The sequence below is a fragment of the Pseudomonas sp. B21-031 genome, assembly GCF_024748985.1.
Lineage (GTDB): Bacteria > Pseudomonadota > Gammaproteobacteria > Pseudomonadales > Pseudomonadaceae > Aquipseudomonas > Aquipseudomonas kermanshahensis.
Genome location: NZ_CP087181.1, coordinates 3,509,858 through 3,535,734, shown reverse-complemented (window position 1 = coordinate 3,535,734; position 25,877 = coordinate 3,509,858). Strand labels below are relative to the sequence as shown.

General features: G+C 60.4%; 20 protein-coding genes and 2 pseudogenes. 11 read left to right on the top strand and 11 right to left on the bottom strand.

The genetic code is table 11. The annotated features are described in order from the left end of the window. Window positions 1–32 precede the first annotated feature (32 nt). The 3 genes from LOY53_RS15500 to LOY53_RS15490 form a co-directional block, all read right to left on the bottom strand. Entirely contained in the window at window positions 33–1,064 is a 1,032-nt protein-coding gene (locus tag LOY53_RS15500; protein WP_252824711.1) for a methionine synthase, read from the bottom strand. A 27-nt stretch (window positions 1,065–1,091) separates the two neighbouring features. After that, window positions 1,092–2,075 carry a DUF1852 domain-containing protein gene (locus LOY53_RS15495; protein ID WP_252824709.1) on the bottom strand — a complete coding sequence of 328 codons (984 nt, stop codon included), beginning with the start codon at window positions 2,073–2,075 and terminating at the stop codon, window positions 1,092–1,094. A 313-nt stretch (window positions 2,076–2,388) separates the two neighbouring features. Next, window positions 2,389–3,615 (bottom strand): MFS transporter, encoded by a 1,227-nt coding sequence (locus LOY53_RS15490; RefSeq protein WP_027596311.1) that lies wholly within the window; start codon window positions 3,613–3,615, stop codon window positions 2,389–2,391. 2,190 nt (window positions 3,616–5,805) lie between these two features. On the opposite strand from LOY53_RS15490, the pseudogene LOY53_RS15485 reads away from it, so the two are divergent. Together LOY53_RS15485 and LOY53_RS15480 are read left to right on the top strand one after the other, a co-directional pair. After that, a pseudogene (locus LOY53_RS15485) lies at window positions 5,806–6,518 on the top strand (McrB family protein); the annotation flags it as partial. Further along, window positions 6,515–7,792, top strand: a complete 1,278-nt coding sequence (locus tag LOY53_RS15480) for an McrC family protein (RefSeq protein ID WP_252824705.1) — start codon at window positions 6,515–6,517, stop codon at window positions 7,790–7,792. The pseudogene LOY53_RS15485 and the gene LOY53_RS15480, both read left to right, overlap by 4 nt. A gap of 65 nt (window positions 7,793–7,857) precedes the next feature. Here the strand turns inward: LOY53_RS15480 and LOY53_RS15475 are convergent, their stop codons facing one another. Beyond that, window positions 7,858–8,085: a hypothetical protein gene (locus LOY53_RS15475; protein ID WP_258702917.1), complete on the bottom strand. Its 228-nt coding sequence runs from the start codon at window positions 8,083–8,085 to the stop codon at window positions 7,858–7,860. Between LOY53_RS15475 and LOY53_RS15470 the strand changes: the two genes are divergently transcribed. Beyond that, on the top strand, window positions 8,080–8,607 hold the full coding sequence (locus LOY53_RS15470; protein WP_258702916.1) for an OsmC family protein: 528 nt from the start codon (window positions 8,080–8,082) through the stop codon (window positions 8,605–8,607). The genes LOY53_RS15475 and LOY53_RS15470 overlap by 6 nt on opposite strands. Window positions 8,608–9,242: 635 nt before the next feature. On the opposite strand, the gene mtlD is transcribed toward LOY53_RS15470, so the two are convergent. Further along, a complete protein-coding gene (gene mtlD / locus LOY53_RS15465; RefSeq protein WP_258702915.1) occupies window positions 9,243–11,438 on the bottom strand; it encodes a bifunctional mannitol-1-phosphate dehydrogenase/phosphatase in 2,196 nt (731 codons plus the stop codon). A gap of 505 nt (window positions 11,439–11,943) precedes the next feature. Between mtlD and LOY53_RS15460 the strand changes: the two genes are divergently transcribed. Continuing rightward, on the top strand, window positions 11,944–13,569 hold the full coding sequence (locus LOY53_RS15460; protein WP_258702914.1) for a methyl-accepting chemotaxis protein: 1,626 nt from the start codon (window positions 11,944–11,946) through the stop codon (window positions 13,567–13,569). 54 nt (window positions 13,570–13,623) lie between these two features. Here LOY53_RS15460 and LOY53_RS15455 read toward each other — a convergent pair whose 3' ends face one another. Both LOY53_RS15455 and LOY53_RS26710 read right to left on the bottom strand, forming a co-directional pair. Further along, entirely contained in the window at window positions 13,624–14,079 is a 456-nt protein-coding gene (locus LOY53_RS15455) for a type II 3-dehydroquinate dehydratase (protein ID WP_258702913.1), read from the bottom strand. A 15-nt stretch (window positions 14,080–14,094) separates the two neighbouring features. After that, a pseudogene (locus tag LOY53_RS26710) lies at window positions 14,095–15,449 on the bottom strand (MFS transporter). Window positions 15,450–15,615: 166 nt separating this feature from the next. Between LOY53_RS26710 and LOY53_RS15440 the strand changes: the two are divergent. Next, window positions 15,616–16,551 (top strand): LysR family transcriptional regulator, encoded by a 936-nt coding sequence (locus tag LOY53_RS15440; RefSeq protein WP_258702910.1) that lies wholly within the window; start codon window positions 15,616–15,618, stop codon window positions 16,549–16,551. Here LOY53_RS15440 and LOY53_RS15435 read toward each other — a convergent pair. After that, window positions 16,533–17,402 carry a GyrI-like domain-containing protein gene (locus LOY53_RS15435; protein ID WP_258702909.1) on the bottom strand — a complete coding sequence of 290 codons (870 nt, stop codon included), beginning with the start codon at window positions 17,400–17,402 and terminating at the stop codon, window positions 16,533–16,535. The genes LOY53_RS15440 and LOY53_RS15435 overlap by 19 nt on opposite strands. Before the next feature lie 253 nt (window positions 17,403–17,655). On the opposite strand from LOY53_RS15435, the gene LOY53_RS15430 reads away from it, so the two are divergent. Both LOY53_RS15430 and LOY53_RS15425 read left to right on the top strand, forming a co-directional pair. Next, window positions 17,656–19,350 (top strand): alpha/beta fold hydrolase, encoded by a 1,695-nt coding sequence (locus LOY53_RS15430; RefSeq protein WP_258702908.1) that lies wholly within the window; start codon window positions 17,656–17,658, stop codon window positions 19,348–19,350. Between the two features lie 112 nt (window positions 19,351–19,462). Beyond that, window positions 19,463–19,993, top strand: coding sequence for an adenylate kinase (locus LOY53_RS15425; RefSeq protein WP_258704175.1), 531 nt, complete (start codon window positions 19,463–19,465; stop codon window positions 19,991–19,993). 99 nt (window positions 19,994–20,092) lie between these two features. Here LOY53_RS15425 and LOY53_RS15420 read toward each other — a convergent pair whose 3' ends face one another. Together LOY53_RS15420 and LOY53_RS15415 are read right to left on the bottom strand one after the other, a co-directional pair. After that, window positions 20,093–20,392: an AzlD family protein gene (locus LOY53_RS15420; RefSeq protein ID WP_252824689.1), complete on the bottom strand. Its 300-nt coding sequence runs from the start codon at window positions 20,390–20,392 to the stop codon at window positions 20,093–20,095. Then, the gene (locus tag LOY53_RS15415) at window positions 20,389–21,099 is read right to left on the bottom strand and encodes an AzlC family ABC transporter permease (protein WP_258702907.1); all 711 of its coding nucleotides are present in this window, start codon (window positions 21,097–21,099) and stop codon (window positions 20,389–20,391) included. Before LOY53_RS15415 ends, LOY53_RS15420 begins: the two co-directional genes overlap by 4 nt. 124 nt (window positions 21,100–21,223) lie before the next feature. Between LOY53_RS15415 and LOY53_RS15410 the strand changes: the two genes are divergently transcribed. Both LOY53_RS15410 and LOY53_RS15405 read left to right on the top strand, forming a co-directional pair. After that, the gene (locus LOY53_RS15410) at window positions 21,224–22,093 is read left to right on the top strand and encodes a LysR family transcriptional regulator (protein WP_258702906.1); all 870 of its coding nucleotides are present in this window, start codon (window positions 21,224–21,226) and stop codon (window positions 22,091–22,093) included. Between the two features lie 47 nt (window positions 22,094–22,140). Further along, complete coding sequence (locus LOY53_RS15405) at window positions 22,141–22,860, top strand: alpha/beta fold hydrolase (protein WP_252827431.1); 720 nt, start codon at window positions 22,141–22,143, stop codon at window positions 22,858–22,860. Window positions 22,861–23,103: 243 nt separating this feature from the next. Here the strand turns inward: LOY53_RS15405 and LOY53_RS15400 are convergent, their stop codons facing one another. Beyond that, a complete protein-coding gene (locus tag LOY53_RS15400) occupies window positions 23,104–24,063 on the bottom strand; it encodes an LLM class oxidoreductase (RefSeq protein ID WP_252824684.1) in 960 nt (319 codons plus the stop codon). A gap of 32 nt (window positions 24,064–24,095) precedes the next feature. Here LOY53_RS15400 and LOY53_RS15395 point away from each other — a divergent pair, with 32 nt between their 5' ends. Then, entirely contained in the window at window positions 24,096–24,419 is a 324-nt protein-coding gene (locus LOY53_RS15395; RefSeq protein ID WP_252824683.1) for a LysR substrate-binding domain-containing protein, read from the top strand. A gap of 86 nt (window positions 24,420–24,505) precedes the next feature. Then, on the top strand, window positions 24,506–25,867 hold the full coding sequence (locus LOY53_RS15390) for a HEAT repeat domain-containing protein (protein WP_252824682.1): 1,362 nt from the start codon (window positions 24,506–24,508) through the stop codon (window positions 25,865–25,867). Window positions 25,868–25,877: the final 10 nt, after the last annotated feature.

Genomic DNA, 25,877 nt, shown 5'->3' with positions numbered 1-25,877 from the left:
GCTGGGAAGAACACAGGGGAAGGAAGTTGAATCTACGCGTTCGCGTACTCACTGCGGACGATTTCAGCGCCTGCAGTCAACGCACTCAATTTCCCCCTGGCAACGTGACGCGGTAACGGCGCCATGCCGCAGTTGGTGCACGGGTAGAGTTTGTCGATGTCGACAAACTGAAGGGCCTTGCGCAGGGTGTTGGCGACTTCCTCGGGTGTTTCAATGGTATGGGTTGCCACATCAATGGCGCCAACCATCACTTTTTTACCGCGTATCAGTTCAATCAGGTCCATCGGCACGCGCGAGTTGTGGCATTCCAACGAAATGATGTCGATGCTGGATTTTTGCAGCTTGGGGAAGGCTTCTTCATACTGCCGCCACTCTGACCCGAGGGTTTTTTTCCAGTCGGTATTGGCCTTGATGCCATACCCGTAGCAGATATGCACGGCCGTTTCGCATTTAAGCCCTTCAATGGCCCTCTCCAGGGTGGCCACCCCCCAGTCGTTCACCTCATCAAAGAAGACATTGAATGCAGGTTCATCGAACTGGATGATGTCGACCCCAGCGGCTTCTAACTCCTTGGCCTCCTGGTTGAGAATTTTGGCAAATTCCCAGGCCAGTTTTTCACGACTTTTATAGTGGCTGTCGTACAGCGTATCAATCATGGTCATGGGACCCGGCAGTGCCCATTTGATGGGTTGCTTGGTCTGCTGACGCAAGAACTTGGCGTCCTCGACAAACACCGGTTTCTGGCGAGCCACAGCCCCGACAACCGTCGGCACGCTGGCGTCATAGCGATCGCGAATTCTAACGGTTTCACGCTTCTCGAAATCGACACCGCTGAGGTGCTCAATAAACGTCGTGACAAAGTGTTGTCGCGTTTGCTCACCATCGCTGACAATGTCAATGCCTGCAAGTTGCTGCTCGTGCAATGACAAACGCAAGGCATCGTGTTTGCCCTCGATCAGGGCCTCATCTTGCAGCTTCCAAGGCGACCAAAGTGTCTCAGGTTGTGCGAGCCAGGACGGTTTAGGCAAACTGCCGGCGGTTGAAGTGGGTAACAGCTTTTTCATAGTAAAAGACCTTGAACGTGGGAAGCGTCAATGAGCGTTATTGGCGGACCACTGCTCAAGTACGGCGTGGTAGGGTTTGATGAAGTGCTCTTCGGCGAACCGACCTTGTTCGATCGCCAGTTGGCTGCGTTCTTCGCGGTCATAGACAATGCGCGTCAATGAATAGTCCTGGTGCTGCAAGCTGGGCTGATAGGACCTTCCGGCGACCGCGTTCGCGTTGTAAATCTCGGGGCGGTAAATCTTCTGGAAGGTGTCCATCGTGCTGATGGTGCTGATGAGTTCAAGGTTGGTGTAATCACCCAGCAGGTCGCCGGTGAAGTAAAAGGCCAGCGGCGCAACGCTGTTTGGCGGCATGAAGTAGCGAACCTTCAAGCCCATTTTCTTGAAGTACTCATCCGTCAGCGAATACGCGTCTTGCTGGTACTCGACCCCCAGTACAGGGTGCTGGTTTTCAGTGCGCTGATAGGTTTTGCTGCTCGAAACGCTCAGGCAAATAACCGGTGGTTTGTTGAAATGTGCTTTATAGGCCGCTGAGTTCACGAAGCACTGGAACAGTTTTCCATGCAGGTCGCCGAAATCCTCTGGCGTGCTGAAGGTGGGCCGGCCTTTGTTGTGGGCCAACAAGCGCACGCTGAAATCATAATCGCGCACGTAGGACGAGAAGTTATTGCCGACAATGCCATCGAGACGCGTGTTGGTTTTTTTATCAATGACGGTCGTTTTAAGTAGTTCGATCAGCGGCAGGGCCGGGTCACCGCTTTCAGCATCGAGATTCATCTCAACAGAAATGATCTCCAGCGCAACCGTGTAGCGATCGCCTGTGGGGTTGTCCCAATGCGCCAGTGCATTGAAGTGATTGTCGATCATCTTCAAGGTGTTGCGTAAATTCGCTTGGCGGCTGGTGCCTCTCGCCAGGTTGGCAAAGTTGGTGGTGATGCGCGTGTTGTCCGAGGGCTGGTAGTGCTCATCGAAACAGACGCTCTTGATAGCAAAAGCAAGCGTGTTGTTCATGTTGGTGCGGTGCCTTAATCCCTTAATTGTTCAGTGCACCAGAGCTTTCCGGTGCGTTTACGCAGTGTGGGCTTCGACAGGTAACCCGTGAGCCGGCGCAAAAAACGATAGGGGGATTTTCAGGCGTGAAGTAATATGAGGCAATCTCATTGTTTTTGAGATGAACTTTATTTTTCCTCATGATTGAAGGGCGCCAGCGACGCACCGCCGTCGCCCTGCGGCCGCAGCGTCTGCTGCCTGCCCAGCATGACTTGTATACGAGTACGACACGGTGGCGCAAGCTGCCAAAGGCCGTTGGCAGCTTGCGCCCCTATCAGCAGGGTTGAACCGCCAATCGGTTACTCACGTTACGCCCCAGCACCAGCACCGTCGCAAAACCACAACCCACCAGTGCCGTGGCCAAGCTCAGCAATACTGCGGTGCCCAACTGGTCGACGATCTGCCCACCGAAGAACGAGCCCAAGGCAATGATCACCTGGAACATGGCGACGAACAGTGGCATGCCGCGTTCGACATCCTTGGGCGCTACGACAAACATCCAGATACTGGCGCACGCCGGGAAGGCGCCGAAGGCGAAGCCCCACAGTGCAATCAGCATCGCCGCGCCGGTCATGCCGGTGGCAAAGTAGGGGAACAGCGCGGTGCTGACGCCTATCATCAGGGCGACCAGCATCAGGGTATGACGCACGCTTCGGTTGGCCGCGAAGCCGGCGAAAATATTGCCGATGACGCCCGCGACGCCATAGAGCAGCAGCAGCGAACCAATGGTCGGCCCATCGAAGCCAGCGCTTTGCTTGAAGAAGGGCGCGACATAGGTGTAGGCGGCAAAGTGCGCCAGGCCAATCAGCAATACCGCGATCAAGCCAACCCGCGCCTGCGGATTGATGAACAGCGCCGGCAGGTCACTGATGCGAATGGCCTTGTCTGGGTTAAGCCGCGGCAACAGCAGGATTTGCGCCAGCAGCACCGGCACGCCCACCAACGCGGTCACCAGAAACGTCATGCGCCAGCCCATCAGGCCACTCAACCAGGTGCCCACGGGCACACCCAGGACAGTGGCCAGGGTCACACCGACCATGATGATCGACGTGGCCTGCGCAACGCCCACACCCTTGGGCGCCAGGCGGCCGCTGAGGGCAATGGCCGTCGCCCAGAAGCCGCCGATGCTGATGCCCAGCAGCACACGGCCGAACAGCAGCAGGTTGAAGTCGCTGGCGTAGGCCACCACCGCGTTGGCGATGATCATGATCAGCGTCAGGCCGATCAGCAGGTAGCGACGGTCCAAGGCGCCAATGCCTACAGACAACAAGGGGGCGGCGAGGGCGGCCATGATGCCCGGCAGGGTAACCATCAGCCCGGCCTGGCCGGCGCTGATGCCCAGGTCGCTGGCGACATCGTTGAGTACGCCGACCGGGAGAAACTCGCTGGTCACCAGGGCGAAGGCACCCACCGCGACCGAAAGAATCGCCAGCCACTGCTGTTTGACGCTTTGTTGATTATGTTCGGGAAGGCCGCTAGGGGCCTGGCTGTCGCTTGGCATGGTGCTGGGTTCCAAGGGGGAAGTCGCCTGAAAGACGAGGAGGAGGGGGAAAATTGGAGGCGATTATACGGGCGGGGGTGGGCAACCACACAGGCGCGCGGCTTGATAGTACTCATTAGTGAGATCGATGAAAGGTGCTGTGCAGAGCGGCGGGGGTCTCGCGAGCGACCGCTTTTGGCTGCAAGTGTGTAAAAACACCTTTGGGCCTTGTATTTTCTGGAAATCGACACTCGTTGGCAGGACGATGGCCTGCTCAGCACCATGGATGATCTTCAGTCAACACCCCCAGTTCTGATGAATCCACTTTAACCACAAGGAAATAGTTGAATGCATGAACCCATTGCAGAGCGCGAAGCGATTTGGACCGGATTCCTTGAGCGCTGGCCGCTCGAGTCCTTGCCAACCATGACGCTGAAGCAATACAGCCAGGCTGGCACAGATGACTATTTCTGCCGATGGCTGGAAAAGCACACTGAGTCGCTGGGCTCGATTTGGGGTGGATCTGCATTCAAGTTCGGTGTGTTCTCGCGTTTGGATAAAGAGAACAAGCACAGCCCGCATCATAGCTTCAGCCCAGATTATGCCTGGCTGAACAAATACGGCGGCAGTGCGGATGAGGCTTTCGCTCATGTGCGTGGGTTGATTGTCGCCGTCGCAAACGCTGCCCGCAAAGGTGACCTTGATGTCATAGAGAAAGCGGATCTCGGTCCGGTATTCAAGTGGAAAATCGCCTTCCTTTATCAAGACCGTCAACGCCCGCAGATCCTCGGCATCTTCGCCGCAAGAGACCTGCGCGCTGCTCTGGGTGAGAGGGCCGGCTACAAGGAAAATCTTGCCACGCTGCACCGGCAGATGATCGCTAATCGTAACGGTGAAAATTTGTTTGCCTACACTGATCGCCACTGGGATAAGGCGCAGCGCTGGCTACACGAGCAAAGTTTGCCAGAACAAGCATTGGGCTTCTTCAATAGTCAGCCTGATCGGTTTGAAGCAATCAATACAACTCAGAAAATGGCAGGTTTTATCCTAGAGAATGGGATGCAGTTAGCGTTGGTGCGAGAGAAGAAAGAACTTTCTGCCTTTGTTTCACCCGGGCCCTGGCAGCAATTATTTTCGCATTTTTCCACGGAGCATTATCCGAGCGAACGCACTCGCCATTCCGGCCTGGGCGCGTGTGCGCCTCTACTTGCGCAAGGGGCTGAAGCGCTTTTAGTTACGTTTAAGGCCCTTCGCGACCTTGACGCTTTCTGCGAAACCTACGAATTGGATGACGCCGCTGCAGAACCCCGACTACCTTTCAAAGAAGAGCTCAACATAACTATGCCCGTGCCCCTGAATCAGATTTTGTTCGGCCCGCCAGGTACTGGTAAAACCTATGCCACCATCGACGCAACACTGGAAATTCTCGATCCGGACTGCCTCCGCGGCGCAGTAGGTGATCGAACGCAACTGAAGGCGCGTTTCGATGAGCTCATCCAAGAAGACAGAGTGCGCTTCGTGACCTTTCACCAAAGCTTCAGCTACGAAGACTTCGTGGAAGGTATTCGCGCGTTGCCGTCAGAAGGTGACGATCAAACGGGCGGTGTCATCCGTTATGACGTTGAACCGGGCATTTTCCGCAAGTTATGTGAGGATGCCGTCCGTGATAAAGCCTATGAACACAAAGTGGGTGTTCGCGAGCATGCACGGGTATGGAAAATATCCATTGATGACGCGGGACCTAGCGAGACACGGAACTACTGCTTTGAACACGGTGAAGCGCGGATCGGTTGGCAATACGTCGGAGATATCCGCAACGCCAACCTGGCCGACCCCGCTCACAAACTGGGCACCAACGATCAAAGCTCCTTGAATATGTTCGGCAATGAAATTCTGCCGGGCGATATACTGCTATGCCTCAGGAGTAAGACGTCAATCTGCGGTGTTGGGGTGGTCACCGGTGAGTATCGTTTCGATGAGCACCAGGAATCTCACCTGCGTGAAGACTTCGTTCACGTACTACCGGTGCGCTGGCTAGCCAAGCACATCAATTTCGATATTCTCACCCTCAACGGTGATACCAGCCTGACCCAGAAAACGGTTTACCCCTTGGCTCGTATCAAATGGCCTGCGTTGCAACAGGCACTTCAGGATGCGGACATTGCATTAGAAGCAGCGCATTCGACAGCAATGGCGGCAACTGCACATCAACCTCATGTGCTGATCATAGATGAAATCAACCGTGGCAATGTTTCCCGGATCTTTGGTGAGTTGATTACCCTGTTGGAGCCGTCGAAGCGCGCGGGTGCCGTAGAAGCGTTGCATGTGCAGCTACCTTACTCCAAGGCTCAATTCAGCGTGCCGTCCAATGTATACCTGATCGGTACCATGAACACCGCTGACCGTTCGTTGGTCGGGCTGGATATCGCATTGCGGCGACGGTTCAGCTTCAAGGAGATGCCTCCCCAACCGGAACTGCTGCGCGAAGTAACGGTAAATGAAATCAACATCGCAGACCTGCTTTCTGCAATGAATGAGCGGATCGAGGTGCTCCTCGGTCGTGACCATTGCCTGGGCCACGCCTACTTCATGCCTCTAAAAAAGAGCGAACGATGGAGCGTCTTGCCTCGATTTTCCGCAATCAGGTACTGCCGCTGTTACAGGAGTATTTCTTTGAAGACTGGCAGCGCATTCAGTGGGTCCTTAATGATCACCGTAAACCGGACCCTGCGGACCGTTTCGTTTTCCAGACAAAGGCAGACCTCGGTGCGTTGTTCGGCGACAAAGTGCCCGTTTCCACCCATAACATGCCTTGGCGCATCAATCAGCTGGCGTTCACGCGAGCGTCTGCGTATCGGGGCCTGATCGCGGCTATGCAGCAAACGGCGGTGCCGGTGTCCGAGCTGGAAACGGTAACCCCGTGAAGAACGTAACCGTTCGTGAACACGCACTGCTAACCACAGAGCCTGTAGCGGCCTCGTTGGACCGTGCTCAGGTATCCGCCAGTGCCTTCAACTGGCTATCCGAGCTCAGCGCCTCCTTCAAGAAAGGTGGTGCGCCACTGGTTCAACGCAACGGCCAGATGTCGCTAAAGCTGGACAACTACGTCGGCATAGTTGAAACACCTTGCGGGACAAGGCTGGAGATCCTTCCCAAGCACAGGCAGCGCAGTGATTGCCTGAAAGAAAGCCGGGCGCTTTTGCAGAAAATGATTCAGGCTTCTTTGGATTTGCCGGTACGACAAGCAAACTCGGCGACCCTTGAACTATTCAACACGCCCCTCCCTGAATGGCTGATGCGTCATTTCCTTCAAGCGCTGGACGATCTTGTTAAACGCGGTATGCGCTTCGACTATCACAACATTGAAGAGCAACAGCAATTCCTGCGGGGACAGCTCAATGTGGTGGCGCAGATGCGCCAACCGCCTGGGCGCGAGCACCTGTTCCACATTCGCTATGATGGATTTCAACCTGATGGCCCGGAGAACCGCTTGTTGCGTAGAGCGTTGGAGCAGGTGTGCGAACACACGCGTGATCCCGACAATTGGCGGCTGGCTCATGAGTTGCGACACCTACTGCATGAAGTGGCTCCCAGCTGCAGTATCAACCAGGACTTCAAACGTTGGCGCACTGACCGGCTGATGGCGCACTACCAGCCCATCAAACCTTGGTGCGAATTGATCTTAGGCGAGCAGGTACCATTGGCCGTGAGTGGCGACTGGCACGGTATCAGTCTGCTCTTTCCTATGGAAAAGCTGTATGAACGCTACGTCGAAGTGATGCTGCGCCGAGTGCTACCTTCAACGGCCTTGTTGACGGCTCAGTCCTCCAGACATTCGCTTTGCGCACACCAAGGAAAGTCGCTGTTTCAGCTCAGGCCGGATTTCTTGCTCAGGCATGCAACCAGCACCTGGATTCTGGATGCCAAATGGAAGCTACTCGACGGCGCAGACCTAGACGATAAGTACGGCCTGAAGCAAAGCGACTTCTACCAGATGTTCGCCTACGGCCAGCGATACCTAGAGGGTAAAGGCGACCTGGCCTTGATTTACCCGAAGCACGAACACTTTGACAGTGCCTTGGAACCCTTCGTTTTCGCTGAAGATTTGCGTTTGTGGGTACTGCCCTTTGACCTGCTCACCGGCGAGTTTGTAGGTGGTGATAAGGTGGGCCTGCCGTTGCTGGGGGCTGTGAGGTGAAATAGCAGCGTTAGCCTGCGGGTTAATTAATCTTACTTTCGACGGGCCGCATCGGCGGCCCTGACCTACGACTGCTCCTTCACCGATGCTCGATTAGTCTGCGCAGCGCGACGCAATACCGCCAAAGTCGCCGAACGAGGTTCCACTTCATCCTGCACGGCCTCTACCCGCGCAATGCTCATCTCCCGCGATTGCTTCGTTACCCACAACAAACCGCGCGTCTCGACATTAACCATGTCATAGGCGTGGGCGTTGATGTGGTAGGCGCATTTGAGCAGGATCCAGGCGTGCACCAGGGCATCTTCGGACGAGACGCCAGGTCGGTGCTTTCTGCCTGCCGTGACCGGCTGCTATGGGTCGATTGCAGCCGTTCACCAGTGACCGCTATCGACCCATGGCTGACATTGAATGCACAGGCTGAGTCGGGAATTCGTTGGCTTTTCCATATCAAACCCGACAGCAAGCACTGTCATGCCAGCTATAAGGCTATCTCGCTGGCCGGGGCTCATTGCTTTCGTACAACCAGCGGATGCGTCAATGCAAACAAGAGAAGCTGGTTGGGAGCCACACTGAGCGTGCAAGATTACAGTGCTAACGCGAGAAGAGCGGATCATCTTCTGGGCATCTTTCAACAGAGGAGCCAGCGCAAGGGCCACTTCAAGGAAGCAGAGCTAAGACCTCACATCATCATTAGTAGTCAATCAGATAGGGATCTTGCAATGCGCTTGCATGACGATGCTCACCATGAGTGTTTCATTGCAAACTCGGTCAACTTCCCTATCAAATGTAGGGCTGTTATCAACTATCGAAACTAATCCCTCAAAGGCTCTAGCCTGGGTATCGGCCCGGACTGTCTACATGGGGTCGATAGCAGTCCGTCGTGACCGGCCGCTTTCGACCCATTGCGGACAGCGATCCAAAGCGCTGTGCACAGTAACGGCCTCATCGCCGGCAAGCCGGCTCCCACAGAAATATCACCTGTCTTCAGGCATGCGCTGTACTTGTGGGAGCCGCGCTTGCCGGCGATGGGCCGCGAAGCGGCCCCGGTTACAGATGTCTGCTAAGGGTCGAAAGCGGTCATTCCCGGTCGACGGTTTGCGACCTATTGCTGGCGGTGGTCAGTGTTGAGTCAGTCAGCCGTTCACCTCGACATTTGCGGCGCCTGTGAGATCGAGCGCCGCCCGCGCGGCGCATCGCGAGCTCTGCTCGCTCCTACGTTTGTTTTTGGCCAGTAACGCCTGTAACAGGCGCGCGCGACCGCCGGGTTTGCACGACGCACCATCGCGTCATGCGCCAAGCCGTTCGCGCGCAAATCCCCCAGGCATGATTGGCCCGAAATAAACGTAGGAGCGAGCAGAGCTCGCGATGCGCCGCGCGGGCGGCGCTCGATTTCCCAGGCGCTGACGATGTCAGGGCGAACACATCGATACATCGCCCTTACCAAACCGCTTCAAGCAACCGGTAGCGAATGCTTGGCCGATGCCCTACCACACTCAGACGACCCCCGCGCCAACGCAGCGGGCAGTGCCCAGTCAGCCCTGTCCCGCTCCAGCAACAGCCGGAAGTTGGCCGAAATGCTTTCGACCAGCGCCGCATCCCTGACCGGGTCCAGCCCCGGATAAGGCTTGCCCTGATACTCCCCGTCATGGGTGAGCACCGCTTCGACACGTTCGCCGCTGGCCGTGTACAGCGCCTTGATCAACTGGGCCTCGCGATCTTTGCTGGCGTTGCCGTGCAGCGCATAGTGAATGGCCAGCGCCGCCCCAAACGCCAGCGCAGGCGTTTGAATGCCATGCTGGCGGGCCAGGTCGATGCTGCTGAGGATGCGCTCGTTACGCTGCAATTTACGCATGGGGTCGCGCCCAACCCGCACGCAAGGGTCCTTGAACGAGGTTTTGCACCGTTCGAGAAACGCATTGGCAAAGCTGCTGACGACCTCTGACATCTGCGGGTATTCGGCCATCAACGCTGGCGCCACTTCCTGATGAATCAGGCGCTGCGCCAGTGCACTGACGCGGGCGTCCCCCATGCCCTGGCCGACCCAGGTGTGCCCCAGCAGGCTCGCATACCAGGCGATGATCGCGTGCGGCCCGTTCCACAAGCGGTTCTTGATGATCTGGATCTGGGTAATGTCCGCGACCGTTTTTACCTGGCGCAGCCGCTCCAGTAAATCACTGCCTCGCTCTACGTACAGCGGCATGTCGGGCTCGCTGTTGAACAGGATCAGGTGCAACTGGCTCATGGCACTGCTGGAGTGTGCAAAGGGCCGGAAGTGCCCGATAAGCCGTTCATATTCAGGGGTTGGCGTGGCGAGCTTGCGGGTGACCGCTGGCTCATCCTCCAGGCTGTTCTTGAAGATCTGCGACTTGATGCGTAACTGCCGAACCAGCGCGTCATTGCTGATCTTGGAAACGATGCGGCTAACCACCGTTTCGGCGAAATGGGTCTTTTCCAGCACCTGCTTGCACACCTGTGGTGTGCACAGCAGCGCCAACTGCGCCTGCACCTGGCGCCGGACGAACGCCGCACCGCCAATCTTGTTCAACACGATCAGTACGGTCAGCTCGCGCCCCCTGCGTTCGAAGCGCCGCAGCAAACCCTTGGCAATGACCTTGGCCTGATGCGCGATGGCCTGCTCGGGCAGGCTCATGCCGACGACTTCGGCGGCGTTGTACATCTCGATCACTGCCTCCTCGTCGTCCATGTCGATCATGCGCACATTGTCGATGGTCTGGTCGAACGCGGTGGCGCCGTAGCGCACGCTGTAGCGGCCGAACGCAGCGACCGATTCGCGGAGCATGCGCGAACGGGTCGCGGCAATGATTTCGCAGGGGCGCGTGTAGCCGTCCCAATGGGACAGCACCTGGGTCAGGTAGCCGCCACCGATGGCGCCGAAGCCGTGGATGCCGACACGGAACTGGTTCAGTGAGACAGGGAATGCCTCGTCGAGCGCCGGCATGCCCAAGTCGGGCACGCACTCGCTCAAGTCGGCGAGGAAGGCGTGCATGCCACGGTAGGCCATCAGCGCGCCGGCCTTGACCTCGGGCGCGGGCGGCTTGATGTCCTCGATCAGGATTGACTGGCCCCCGGCGCGGATCGCTGAGAGCAGGCCGTTTTCCGAGTCCTCGACCATGAAGCACTGGCCGGGTTGGCAATTGAGCGCGCGGGCGGCGTGCAGGAAGATTTCTGGGTGGGGTTTGCCTTGGCTGACTTCGTCGCCGCAAACGGTGATGTCGAAGTACTTGAGCACGTTGGCGTTGATCAGGTACTCCTCGGCGATGGCGCGGCGGCTGGACGTGGCGACCGCCAGGGTCAGGCCGGACTTGCGCAGGCGCTCCAGCACCTCGAGCAGGCCGGCTTTGATCGGCACGCCATGGTTGCGCACGTACGCCAGTTCGAGCTCATCGGCGCGCTGGCGGATCTGCACATAGGGAAAGTCATCGCCGTTGTGAGCCTTGGCGAGGGCCTCGGCCTTTTTCGCGCTCAGGCCCAGCGAGCCGATCAGCGTTTGCTCGCTCAAGGCGGTGCCGAAGATTTCCAGTGAAGCTTGCTTCAGCGTCCTGAAACGCAGTCGCTCGGTGTCGAACATCGTGCCATCCATGTCGAAGATGGCGCTGTGAATTTTCTTGCCCTGAAACATGATCATTGGGTGTTGCCCCTTTTTTTGCGTGAGACATCCCGCCTTCAGCCACTGAATGGCGAGGCCGGTGCGATGACGGCGCGTGGGCGGTCAGGTGGGGGGCATGCGATCTACAGGGGGGCGCTCGGGGTTGACCCAGAGGTAGGGCGGGACGGCGCGGGGTGTGCAGAGGAGGGTGGCAAGCTTCGCGGCCAGGCGGGCGCCTGGTTTGACTTTGACGTCACGCCCACTGGCTGCTGCTTGGCTTGCAGGCAATGGGCGCACGTAGCGATGGATACGTGTGATTCCAAGCATAAGGTGCTTATCTTCCTTTTCTGATGACTGACGTTCCTTTTTTACCCTTGCACGTATGCGCCGCCACATGCAAGTTGCCAGCAACAATCGTTCGGTTACCGCACACAAGCGCCTCAGCGCCACTCAAGCCCGCCGCAGCCACTCCGATACCTGCTCACCCGCCGTCGAAATCCCGATGAGAAGGGGTGCCAACAGGACCATGAGGAGTACTGCCCGTATGTTTGCCGACCTGAAGATCCGCACCGGAATGTTCTGGGTGCTGTCGCTGTTCAGCCTGACCTTGCTGTTCTCCACCGTCAGCGCCTGGCGCGCGGCGGTGGGCAGCGATGAGCAGATCAGCGAACTGGACCAGACCGCGCACCAGTCGGACCGGTTGAACAATGCGTTGCTCATGGCGATCCGCGCCAGCGCCAACGTGTCCTCGGGTTTTATCGAGCAACTGGGCGGCCATGACGAGAGTGCGAACAAGCGCATGGCGCTGTCGGTCGAATTGAACGACAAGAGCCAGAAGCTGGTCGATGCGTTCGTCGACAACGCCCGCGAGCCGGCGCTGCATGCAGCGGCCAAGGAGCTGCAGGCCACCTTCGCCGACTACGCCAAGGCGGTGGCGGGGCAGCGTGAGGCCGTGCGGCAGCGCTCGCTGGAGCAGTACTTCAAGGTCAACACCGACGCTGGCAATGCCATGGGTCGCTTGCAGGCGCTGCGTCAGCAACTGGTTGCCACCTTGAGCGAGCGCAGCCAGCAGATCATGCTCGAGTCCGACCGCCGCCTGGAGCGCGCACAACTGCTGAGCCTGGGGCTGCTGGGCGTGACGTTGCTGCTGGCGGCGCTGTGCTGGGCCTTCATTGCACAGCGTGTGTTGCACCCATTGCGTGAAGCTGGCCAGCACTTTCAGCGCATCGCCGGCGGCGACCTGAGCGTGCCGGTGGTGGTGCAGCGGCGCAACGAAATCGGCCAGCTGTTCCACGAACTGGAGCGCATGCAGCAGAGCCAGCGCGAAACCCTCGGCAAGCTCAGCAGCTGCACACAACAGCTGGCTGACGCGGCGACGGCGCTGAACACCGTTACCGAGGAAAGCGCCAATAACCTGCGCCAGCAGGGCCAGGAGCTGGAGCAGGCTGCCACTGCCGTCACCGAAATGACCACGGCGGTCGAGGAGGTCGCACGTAACGCCGTCTCCACGTCCCAGACCACGCAGGCATCGAATCAGCTGGCTGAAAAAAGCCGCCGGCAAGTCAACGAGAACATCGACGGTACCGAGGCCATGACCCATGAGATCCAGGCCAGCAGTGGGCACCTGGAGCAGCTTGTGGGGCAGGTGCGGGACATCGGCAAGGTGCTGGAAGTGATCCGTACGGTGTCCGAGCAGACCAACTTACTGGCGCTCAACGCCGCCATCGAGGCCGCCCGCGCCGGTGAGGCCGGGCGCGGTTTTGCGGTGGTAGCGGACGAGGTGCGTACGCTCGCCTACCGCACACAAGCATCGACTCAGGAAATCGAACAGATGATCGGGCGCGTGCAGCAGGGTACCGAAGCCGCGGTTGTCTCGATGCAGGCCAGCACCAGCCGGGCCCAGTCGACCCTGGACGTCACCCTGGCGTCGGGGCAGGTGTTGGAAGGCATCTACAGCGCCATCGGCGAGATCAACGAGCGCAACCTGGTGATCGCCAGTGCGGCGGAGGAGCAGGCCCAGGTGGCACGGGAAGTGGACCGGAACCTGCTGAATATTCGCGAGTTGTCGAACCAGTCGGCGACAGGGGCGCAGCAGACCCGTGCGGCGAGCCAGGCGCTGTCGGGCCTGGTGGGGGAAATGACAGCGCTGGTGGGGCGGTTCAGGGTGTAAGCGACGTTCCGAAGTTGCCGAAGGGCCAGCCAGTCAGCGTCCGGTGAAGGGCGGTTAAGTGTTGGCTGCCCGACGCCGCAGTAAAGCATCGATAGCTCGGATTGCGAGGGGATACCCGTCAGCGCCCATGCCGCAGATCACTGTATTGACCACGCCAGACATGATCGAGTGGCGGTGCAGTTCGTCCCGTGCATGAATGTTCGACAGGTGCAGTTCGACCAGCGGTGTGTCGAGTAATTTCAGCGCATCCAGTACTGGAATCGAGTGAAACGAAAGGCCAGCCGGGTTGATGATTACTGCAGCGCCTTGCTCAAAGGCTTCTTGAATCCAGTCGACCATGACGCCTTCGTGGTTGGTTTGGCGAAAGTCGCATATCAGGTCAAGTTCCAGCGCCAGGCTTTCACTGCGTTGGCGGATTTGCTCAAGCGTAGTGTGGCCGTAGATGTGCGGCTCACGGCGGCCCAGCAGGTTCAAGTTAGGGCCGTTAAGGATGAAAACGGTGCGATTCATGATTGTCCTGCTGCGTTATTTGGAAAGAAGGGTGGTAGCGCGGGCTTCGACGGCGTCGTCTTCGGCGACCGCGTTCAGGTCGATGCCACGGGTTTCCCGGCCGGTGATGATCATCGCCAGCGAAATCAGGTTGATCACCGCGCACAACGTCACCAGCGGCCACGGCGAGTTGTTCGACTGGCTCATCAGCCACACGGCGATCATCGGCATTGGGCCACCGATCACCAGATTGGCGCCTGTGTAGGCCAGTGCCGAGCCCGAGTAGCGGACCTGGGTAGGAAACGCTTCGGCGAAGGCTACAGGCTGGATGCCGCTTTGGAACTGAGTGAAGCCCAGGAACAGCCCCATGATTGCCATGATGGCGGGGACGTTAAGAGTGTTGAGGATTGGGAAGTAGACGAACAGGATCAGCAACGTCATGCACGAACCCAATGCCAGCGCTTTTTTACGCCCCCACCGATCGGACAGATAACCACCGGCAAGCGCACCGAAAATCGCGCACATGTTAGCCACCATCAGCGACATGAACCCCGTCGATTGACTAAAGCCGAGGTGCTTGGTCAGGTAGCTGAGGGAGAAAATCACGATCAAGTAGAACAGCGCAGCGGGTGAGCAGAAGAACAGCATCAGTCGCAGGATGGTTTGTAATGGCTGCTCACGGCTGATGTGAGCGGGCTCTTTTCCTGTTTGAGCGGGGCCTTCTTCAAGGCCATGAAGGCCGGGGTTTCATCAACTTTCAGGCGGATGAAAATCGCGACGATGACCAGGACGAAGCTCATCAGGAACGGGATTCGCCAGCCGAAACTTTCGAATTGCTCGCTTGAAAGCGTCGCTGCCAGGCCCATCAATACGCCGTTGGCCAAAATCTGGCTAAGGGGTGAGCACAGGCCGAGCATGCCGGAATAGCGCCCGCGACGGTCGGGGGAGGCGTGTTCCAGCGCCATCAGTTGCGCGCCAGTGGACTCGCCACCCAGTGCGAAGCCTTGAATGATCCGCAGCAGCACCAGCAGGATCGGCGCCCAGATACCCACCTGGCCGTAGGTGGGCAATAACCCCATCAGTACCGAAGCCAGGCCCATCATGGTTACGGTGGCCAGCATCAAGTTGCGGCGGCCGAGTTTGTCACCGAGGTAGCCACAGGTAATGGCGCCCAGGGGCCGCGCGGCCAGGCCGACACCGAACGTTGCCAGCGAAGCGAGCAGGCCTGCGGTGGGTTCCATCGCCGGGAAAAACAACTTCGGCAGAATGGTCGCGGACATCGCGCCATACAACGTGAAGTCGAACCATTCCAGGGCTGTGCCAATGGTCGCGGCGGTCACCGCTTTGCGAGGCATGCGCGAATCATGAGGCGCGTCACTGATTGTGCTCATAAGGGGGCTCGTCATTGTTTTTATGGTGTCGGAATACCCATACGATTCCGCCCGGGCAGTGCAGTGGTAAGGAATCGTCGAAGTGAATAGACGTTAGCGCATCCTGCTTGCAGAATAATTATCGAAATCACGATAAATAGATAAGCCAGCCTTATGAGTAGCGATTATGGAACTGCGTCACCTGAGAGCGTTTGTGGTCGCCGCTGACCTGCAGCATTTCAGCCGGGCGGCTGAGCAACTGGGCATTGCACAACCGGCACTGAGCCAGTTGATGCGAACGCTTGAGTCTGAGCTCGGGCTGACGCTGTTCCGGCGGGAGAACCGCGGCGTGGCGTTGACCGCTGCCGGCGAGGCGTTCCTGCCTCACGCGCGGCAGTCCATCGAGGCCAGCGAACGGGCAATGGCCGCGGCCCGGCGTGCCAAGCGGGGGGAGGTGGGCGAAATCAACATCGGTTACCACTCGGCATTGTTCGAAGCCAATTTGCCGCAATTGCTCCGGCATTACTTCAGCACGTTCCCTGAGGTCAAGGTGTCGCTGGTCGACGCCGGTATTCGCGCGCAGTTCGACATGTTGCTCGATCATAAACTCGACCTGGCCTTTGCCCGGGTGTTCAAGGACCACCTGCCGGACCGTCTGCGCACCCACCCATTCAGCCAGTCCAGGCTCGTCCTGCTCATCCCGGACAACCATGAATTGGCCGACCGCTTCAGCGGGGACCTGTCGACCCTGCGTCACGAAAAGTTCGTGTTTCTCCAGGACAGCACCGGCATCGGCCTGACCTCCCACACCCTCCAGGCGTGCCGGCAGCACCAGTTGCACCCGCAGAACATCATGTATGTGCCGTCGCTGATGAGTATTCCCGGGCTGGTGGCCGCCGGCATCGGCCTGAGCATCGTGCCCGAAACCATGACCCGGCTGACCATGCCGGGCATCCGCATCGTGCCCCTGGCTCAAGCGGAAATGGTCAGTGAACTTTCGCTGATTTCACGGATTGACGAGCGTTCGCGGGCAGTGCTGCACTTTATCGAAGAGGCTCATGGGTGGGGGCTCGGTGGCCCGGCACCGGGCGGGCATGGCACGGCCTACTTCAGCGGGACGTAGATATCCGTTTGCCATTGCTCCAAGGGCGTTTCCGGGTATGCGCTCAGGTAATGGAAGAACAGCGGATGGTCGCGCAGCTCTTCGTTGCTCGACGGCAACCAGTCACGATAAAGCGGGTAGATGGTTTCGCCAATGTAGTCAGGCGAACCGGTATGGCGAATCACCGCGCAGCGCCCCGCCGGAATAAGCCGTTCGTGCACGCCGAAATCGTTGGGCTGCACAGCCTCGTCTATCTCGCCGCAAACGGCGAAGCGGAAGGCGTGCGCTGGGGTGGTGTCGGGGTTGTCGTAGGGGATGCCGAAGGTGCGGCAGCTGGCCACTGGCGATTGGCCGCTGTGCATGCGCCAGTGGCGAAAACGCGCGACGCTTTCGCCGACCAGGGCCGGCGCCCCTCGGTGTTCGAGCGCGGCTACGCGGGTTTCGGTGAAATCCACGATACGGATCTGCATGGTGATACTCCTGGAACGATGAGGAACAACGAATACCGCACCCCAGGCCTGCCAGTTCGGGGCCTTGGCGAACACGCTCGGCGCCATGCCGAAGGCACGCTTGAAGGCTCTGGAAAAGGCTTCGGGGCTTTCGAAACCAGCGCCGAATGCGGCTTCCAGCACGGACGTTGCGGGCGAGGCGACCAATTGGTGCGCCGCGCGTCGAAGCCGCATCAGTTGCACATAGCGTGAAACCGGAACGCCCATGAACGCCGTGAACTGCCGATGGAAGTGAAACGCCGAGAAGTTGGCGATGCGACTCAGTGCATTCACCGACAGGTCATCTTCGAGATGGTTGTCGATGTAGGCAAGCACGGCTTCGAACCGTTTTGCGTAGGTAGGGCTGTGCTGTGAGTCAGTCAACGAACGGAGCCTCTGGAAGGTGCGGTGAGCGCTAGCATCCTGTGTCCAGGCATCGAGGTGCCTAGCCGTGATTGCTCTTTCGGGGAGTCGTGTTGACCATAGCGTGGATGGCACCGAGTTTGCCGGTGCTTTCGGTCAGATCGCTCCCCCGTCATGAAGTGAAAAACCGCTGTCGTGCGATGAGAAGTGGCCGCAGCCACGGCTGCCTTAGAGTCGGAGCACAACACAACCGTGCCCGGAATCAAGAGCCGCCATGAGCAGATCCACGCAAACGAACGAGACCGTCACCCCTAGCCAGCCCCTGGCGGGTAACCCCCTGGTCAGCATGCGCCCGGCCGACCTGGCCAGTTCAGCCGGCTACCTGCTCAAGGCCGTGGGCACCTCGCCGCTCAAGGCGGGTGCCCATGTGGGGGGCTACCTTAAGGCGCTGCGCGGCATCGTCGCAGGCAACACCAGCATCGCGCCAGACCCGAAGGACAAGCGCTTCGCCGACCCGGCCTGGCAATCCAATGCCTTCCTGCGCGCACTGTTGCAGAGCTACCTGGCTGGCCAGGCAGAGCTTACCCGCTTCATCGAGGCCACCGACCTGGCCCCGCTGGAAAAAAGCCGCGCCCGCTTCGTCGCAGCGCTGCTGGCCGATGCCTTGGCACCGAGCAACTCCCCGCTGACCAATCCCACGGCGCTGCGCAAACTGGTGGACACGGGCGGCATGAGCATGGCCAGAGGCCTGCGCCACTTCGGCCAGGACATGCTGAACAACCGTGGCCTCCCGAGGCAGGTCGACAGTACGCCATTCACGGTGGGTGAAAACATCGCCACGGCCAAGGGCGAGGTGGTGTTTCGCTGTGAAATGTTCGAGCTGCTGCAGTTCGCGCCCACCACCGAAAAGGTCTTTGCCCGGCCCTTGGTCATGTCGCCGCCACAAATCAACAAGTACTACGCCATCGACCTGTCGCCGGAAAAGAGCCTGGTCAAGTGGATACAGGACAGCGGCGTAAGCCTGTTCGTCATCAGTTGGCGCAACCCCACCCGCGAGCACTGTGACTGGGGCTTGTCCGATTACGCGCTGTGCCTCGATCAGGCGGTGGACGTGGCGCGCCGGATTACCCGTAGCCCGGATGTGAACATGTGGGGCTCCTGCTCGGGCGGCATCACCCTGGCGGCCTACTTGGGCTGGCTGGCAGCCCGTGGCGAGGGCCACAAGGTGGCCAATACCACCTGGGCCGTGTGCGTGCTCGACACGGCATCGGCGCTTAACGACACCACCCTGGGGCTGTTCACCACGCCGTCCGCCTTGCGCGCGGCCAAGGCCAGCTCCCGGCGCAAAGGCGTGCTCAGTGGCCAGGACATGGGCCGCATGTTCGCCTGGATGCGCCCAAACGACCTGATCTGGAACTACTGGGTCAACAACTACCTGCTGGGCAACCCGCCGCCGGCATTCGACATTCTCGCCTGGAACGACGACACCACGCGGCTCCCCGCTCAGCTGCACGCTGACTACCTCGACCTCATCCAGCAAAATCCCTACAGCAACCCCGGCACGCTGGAGATTGCCGGCGAGTTGATCGACATGACCCAGGTAACGGTGGGCGCCTATGTGGTGGGCGGCACTACCGACCACATCACCCCCTGGCAAGGCTGCTACGGCACCGCCCGGCTGTTTGGCGAGGACACGACCTACGTGCTGTCCAATGCCGGCCACTTGCAAAGCCTGGTAAACCCACCCGGCAACCCCAAGTCGTTCTACTACGCGGCGCCCGCCGCCGCCGAGGCGCCGGAAACCTGGCTGCAGCACGCCGGGGAGCGCCAGCAAGGCAGTTGGTGGCCGCATTGGCGCGAATGGATTGGGCAGCGTTCCGGCGAAAGCCTGGCAGCGCCAAAGAAGCTGGGCTCGCGCAAGTACCGGCCGCTTTGCCCTGCGCCGGGTACTTATGTCATGGAGCGTTGAGGCTGCCTTTTCTTCCTGACGCTGACCCGATGCCAGCCGTCGGGTTCAGCGCCTTGCGCAGGTCGGGTGTATAGTGCGGCCCCGAATTCGACGTGCATTCATGGAGGAACAATTGCGAATCTACATTACGGGTGCTTCCTGTGCCGGTGTGACCACCTTGGGTCAAAACCTCGCGACCGTGCTGGGTGCGCGGCATGTCGATGTCGATGATGCTTACTGGATGCCCACCGACCCACCGTTCACGACCAAGCGGCCTGTCCCTGACCGCGTGAAAGTGATCCAGCAGCAGCTCGGTGACCAAGATTGGGTACTGACCGGTTCCTGCATGGTGTGGGGCGATGCCCTGCTTGCGCACGTCGACCTGACCGTGTTCGTCGTCACCCCCACGCCCATTCGCCTCGACCGGCTGGCCGCGCGTGAAAAAGAGCGCTTTGGCGATCGGATTGCACCGGGTGGCGACATGCACGGGATCCACACGGCCTTCCACGAATGGGCCTCGCAGTATGACGACCCTAACTTCTCGGGGCGCAACCGAGCGTGGCACGAGGCGTGGTTGGCAGAGCAGAAGTCTGCAGTGTTGCGGGTCGACGGAACAATCAGTGAAGAGCACATGGTTGCGGCTGTTTTACACGCATTATCTTAAGCAAATCAGTCACTCGAAGCTGGCGCAGGAGGGGCTTAGGCGGACCGAGTTGACGAGCATGCAGCGTCCTTATCGCGCAGAAGGGCAAAACCCAGGTTCTCACTGCCAATACAATCGCAGTACCGCCAACGACGCCACGCCAATCGCGACGGTGAACAGCATCGGCAATCGCCATGCGGCAACCAGCGTGATGCCCAGCGCAATCAGCTCTTCAGGATGAGGCGAGACAAAGTGCGGGGCGATCACCGAAATCAGCACGCAGCCCGGTGCTGCCTCCATGACGGCCCGGGCACGCGGCCCGAGCTTGCGCTTGCGCAGCAACAGGTAGCCTGCCAGCCGTGTTGCGTAGGTGGCAGAGGCCATGCCCAGTATTGTCAGCAAAGCCGCTGTGCTGATCATTGCATGACCTCCCGCAGGTAGGTAAACAGCATGCCCGCGATCACGCCGGCAAACACGAACCAGGCCCCCGGCACCGTCAGGTACACCAGAATCGCCACCAGCAGGCTGACCAGCCACGCGCACGCCAGCCGCGGCCCCTTCCACATGCCCCTGAGCAGCACGATGAACACCGCCGGAAAGGCCATGGCAAAGCCATAAGCTTCAATATTGCCGAGCGCCGGGCCGATTGCCGCGCCGATCAATGCAAAACCGACCCAGACGGGATAGAAGGGCAGGCAGGCGCCCCAGTAGTACGGCCAACTGAACGCTGGCAGTTGCTGGCCCTGCGAACGGCGCAGGGTGTCGGCGTAGCTGATCGCCCACCCTTCGTCGGCCATGAAGAACAACGCAGGAATCACCTTGCGTTTAGGCAGGTGCTGGAGAAACGGCGCCAAGGCGGCGCCCATGACGATGTGCCGGCTGTTGATCAGCAGGGTGATGAGCACGATCGTCAACATTGGCGGAACCGCCGCCCACAATTTGATAGCGGCAAACTCCGAACCCCCGGCGAAGTTGAGGCCCGTCATCGCGCCCACTTCAGCCAAAGACAGGCCGACCTGAGAGGCTTGTGCGCCGAGGACCATGGCGTAGGGCGCGACCGCGAACATGACCGGGAGCGCATCTTTGGCGCCTCGCAAGATTTCGCTTCGGGTGTGCAGGTGGGGCATGGGACGTACTCACTGCTGTGCTGATGCTGTCGTTGTAGCGACAAGTTTGCTGGCACAGGGATACTCCAGAAAAGCGAATATCTGTTATACAAGGCATTCGATTATCGAATGGTAGCGCGCCACCATGCAGTCCAAGGATTTACAGATCGACTGGTTGCGCACGTTTCTGGCCGTGGTGGACAGCGGGTCGATGACGGCAGCCGCGCGTCAGGTCGCTCGCTCCCAGTCGGCAGTGAGCATGCAGCTGAAAAAGCTCGAGGACAGCCTCGGCCGGCCGATGTTCAAGCGCGAGCCTCGGCAGCTGTCGTTGACCCCCGCCGGCTATGACCTGCTCGGCCACGCGCGCAAGTTGCTCGAGGCCCACTCGACGATGGTAGACGCGATGCACGGCGGTGCGGTGTCCGGGCGCGTTACCCTGGGTGTGCCGGATGACTATGCCGTGACCTACCTGATGCCGGCCTTGCGCAGTTTCATGACCCGCTTCGGCGAGGTTGAGGTCACCCTGGCCTGCGAGGACTCAGCCACCCTGTGGGCAAAGGTTGACCGTGGCCAGATCGACCTGGCGCTGCTGACCCGTGACGCGCCATCGCGCGGCGAACTGCTGTTCAGGGAAGCGCTGGTATGGGGCGGCGCCGAGCAGCATGAGGCGTGGAAGCGCAGCCCGCTGCCGATCGCGGTGCACGGGCTCAGCGATCGCTTGCGCACATCGATACTCGCCGCCATCACCGGGTTGGGCCGGGAGTATCGCGTGGTCTACAACAGCCCCAACCTCAGCGGCCAATTGACGGCGATGGACAGTGGCCTGGCGGTGGCGGTGGTCACCCGCTGCAGCTTGCCGGCGCACCTCAAGGTGCTCGACCTGCGGCACGGCCTGCCGGACCTGCCGGTGGCGGAGGTGGTACTGACCCGCAGTCGAGACTCCGCAGGCTCACGCGCCGCCGATGCGTTGTACGCACACATTGCCGATGCGTTGCGCGACCCGCTGTGTAACTGATCAGCGTTGGCCCGTATGCTGCTGTCTGGATTTGCCTGGTGAAGAACATGCCCCCTGAAAACGCGCTCCCCCTGGTGTTGATCCCAGGCTTCATGCTGGACGAAACACTCTGGGATGAAGTGGTCGAGAGCCTGCCCGCTACGTGTGAGGTCCACCGGGCCAACCTGCTCAAGGGGCAAACCCTTGCCCAGATCGCCCGACATGTCGTGGCAAGTGCGCCGCCTCGTTTCGTCCTCGTTGGTTTTTCCCTTGGGGGCTATGTGGCGAGATCAATCGTGCAGCAGTGCCCTGATCGTGTGGCTGCCCTGATACTGATCGCTACCTCCCTGCGCGAAGATTCGCCCGAGCGGCAGAAAGCCAAACAAGCGGCGGTCGATGCGTCGGCTCACGGGCAGTTTCGCGGTTTGAGCCTGGCTGCCATCAGGCAGTCGGTGCATCCGCAGCGTGCTGCGGATACCACCCTGACTGGCAGGATTCGTGAGATGGGGGCACGCATGGGGCATGCGGTATTTGCCACACAGTCGCTGCTGACCAGAGCGGGTGTGAGGCCTCATCAGATCCAGTGCCCGACACTTGTGATTGCAGCAGCGCAGGACGCGCTGAGGCAAGTTGAAGAGGCTGAAGCCTTATGCAGCCAGATCCCGGGAGCACGCCTTGAGATCATTCAAGGCTCCGGACATATGATCCCGCTTGAACAGCCTCAAGTGCTGGCACGGTTGATGATGCAGTGGCTCGCGGCAATGCCACAGGCAAGCCCGCTTCTGTAGAAAACCTCACATTTCACTGTTCTAGCAGTGCCCGTGTGAGAGCAACTGTTTTGTAGTGCTTGTTCCGGCCGCATCGCTGGCAAGCCAGCTCCCACAGGTTGGCGCTAGCCTTGCCGGCTACACGGTTCGGGTGGGAGCGGGCTTGCCCGCGAACACGGGCGAAGCGCGTGCCATCCACCGCGGTGCCTGCTTCGCGGGCAAGCCCCATACCGTCTGCTGTGCATCTGCGATGCCTGGCACGCTTTACCAGTCTTGCGACTGCGGCGCAGGCCCGGCCAGCGCCGGAAACAGCGGCAATACCTCTTCGGCCAGTTCCTGAATGATTTCCCGGGCCGGGCGCCGCGCCATCTGCACCCCCAAGGCCGCATGATTGACCCCAGCCTCGCGCCATTCGCCAAGCAAGTCGATCAGCCCGTTGCGCCCGGTGCGCAGCACATAGCCGCCTTGCTGTGGCGTACGCGGGAAGTTGGGATCGTCGTCCAGGTCGATCCATTCGTTGGTCATGTGCGGGCGGAGCCCGCCACCCGGGATCGCTTCGCGCCAGGCACGGATTTTTTCGGCCAGGCGGCGTGGCCCGAGGATGTTATGGGTGGCGTCGGGATAGGTCAGCCAGCCATCCGCGTGCTCGCCCAGCCACTGCAGGGTCTGGCGCGACGAGCCGGTCACCACCAGGGGGATGCGCCCTGACACAGGCCTGGGCAACAGTCGGGCGTTACTGAGCTGGCCCAACGGCGACTGGATAGGCCCTGGGTGCTCGGCCAACAGTTGGCGGAAGTAGTCCACGCTGTGCGCAAAGCGCTCGCCGCGGCTGCCGTGGTCCAGGCCGTAGGCGGGAAACTCCACGGGCCGGTCGCCCGAGGCGATGCCCAGCACCAAGCGCCCGCCCGACAAGGTATCGACGGTGGCGGCGGCCTTGGCCAGGTCGATCGGGTGGAGCAAGGCAAAGATCGCGCTGCCGGTCACCAGGGCGATATGCCGGGTTTGCGCGGCCAGGTAAGCCAGATAGGTGAACGGGTCGAATACCTGACCGGCATCACCGAAGGCCGGGTCAAACAACGGCACATCGCGCACCCAGGCAGCGGCAAAGCCCAGGCGGTCGATTTCACCGACCAGCCGCGCCTGCCCGGCCAGGGCCTGCAGGTCGCCGTCATAAAAGCGCTGCGGCATGAAGATGCCCAGGGTCAGGAGATCTGGCGCAAACATGCGCCGGTAGCCGGTGTGGTGGGCGAAGGCGTTTGCAGGATGCCGACCGTGCCGATTGGACCTTGTGGCTGCAGGCCCATGGCTTCGAGCCCGACAGCCGCAGCCGACGCGGGCCGAGTTATGACGAGGAGCTGCTGTTGCTAAGTGCGGCCGCGAGTGGTCAAGGTATCGCCCTAGTACAGGCGCAACATGCCGAGGAAGGGCTGCGTGATGGCAGCCTGGTGGTGGCCGTGGACCGGCCCTGGCCTTCACGTTTTGCCTACTACCTGGTCGCCCGCAAGGAGCAGTTGAAACGACCACACGTGCGGGCATTTATCGACTGGATCGAGGGGCAGCTGGCTGCAGAAGCAGATTGAACCAGGCTCCGAAATCAGCTGCCGTGAAACCTGAGCCTTCGAATAGCGTCTGAAGCCCACATTGCACGCACATGGAATACAAGGGAATGAATGTAAGCGCCATCAACAACTGGTTGGGTCGGCTAAAGGCAAGGCAGGTACCGGCAGGGTCCTGGGCCGAGCAGCGGCGTAATGAAGCCCTCGAACTGATCGCGTCTGCCCGTGATGGCGATACGTGGATCACCCTCAGCCATCACGACAACGGCTTCGTTCGAGAAGTCGCGGTACGGGCGCTGTGCGCCGAGCAAACGCCGCAAGCCTTGCAGGCGCTGATCGAGCGGTTGAATGACTGGGTGCCGCAGGTTCGCGAACTGGCCAAGGCGGGCATTCAGCCTTACCTCACAAGCGCCCATGTGATGTCATTGTTGTGTGCCCTGGAGTCAGTGGTGGCGCTGGCTGCGCGCCGCCGGGTCGATCATGCTGCCACCCTGGAACAGGTGTGTGCAGTGTTGCAGGGGGCGCAGGTTCGGCGTGAGGTTCACCTTGATTTTCTGACCCGGCAAGGCAAGACAGCGCGTTTTCTGTTTGCGCGCTTGCTGGAAGTCGACACCGAGCCTGCAACCCTGCTGCGTGATGCCTTGGCCCATCGCGAATTGACCGTTCGCCTGGCAGCGGTTGCTGCGTGCCAGGCGCTCCCCGCTGCGCAAGCCGTACCGCTGTTAGTGCACGCCTTGCCACACGCGGCTGCCAAGGTGCGGGTCTGTGTGCTGCGGGCATTGCTGCCCTTGCTGGATGACCCGCAGCCGGTACTGCGCCAGGTCTTGCTGGATGCCTCGCCCGCGATCCGCAGCCTTGCGCGTTGGCAGGCGCCGCGCTACGGGGTTGACGCTGCGGCGGTGCTGGCGGCGCGCCTGGCCGGTGAAATGCCCACCGCAAAACGCGATTGGCTGGGCGTGCTCGGCCTTGGCGCAGAGCTGCAGGTGGAACTCCCCCTCGCGTGGTGGAGGGCCGCCTTGCAATCGCGCTACCCCTCCGTGCGTTTTGCTGCGGTGCACCAGGCAGGGGAGGCCATTGCGGGTGAGCTGTTCGGCATGCTGGGCGACCCTTCGGACAAGGTGTTCGCCGCCACCATCGTGCAGTTGGGCAAGCTGCCCTGGGCGACCGTCAATGTCGAGGCAAGCGCCTGGTTGGACCGCCATTGGCATGAATGCTCGGCGCCGCGTCGCCTGGCGGTGCTCCACCTGTTGTCTGGCTGGCAGCAAGTGGCCTACCTGTTGCAGCGCCTGGACGCCGAGCCCGTCCTGCAGGCCGGCTGGCTACAGGAGATCAGCGGCTGGTGCGATCGCCAGTATCGGATTATCGACCCGGCCACCTCGCCAACCGCCCGCGCCGTGCTGGTGGCAAGGCTTCAGGGCCTGGCGACGACTGGGCTTGTTCGCGCGCAGCAGGTTGCCCGGGTTATTGCCTGAGCCTGCGGGC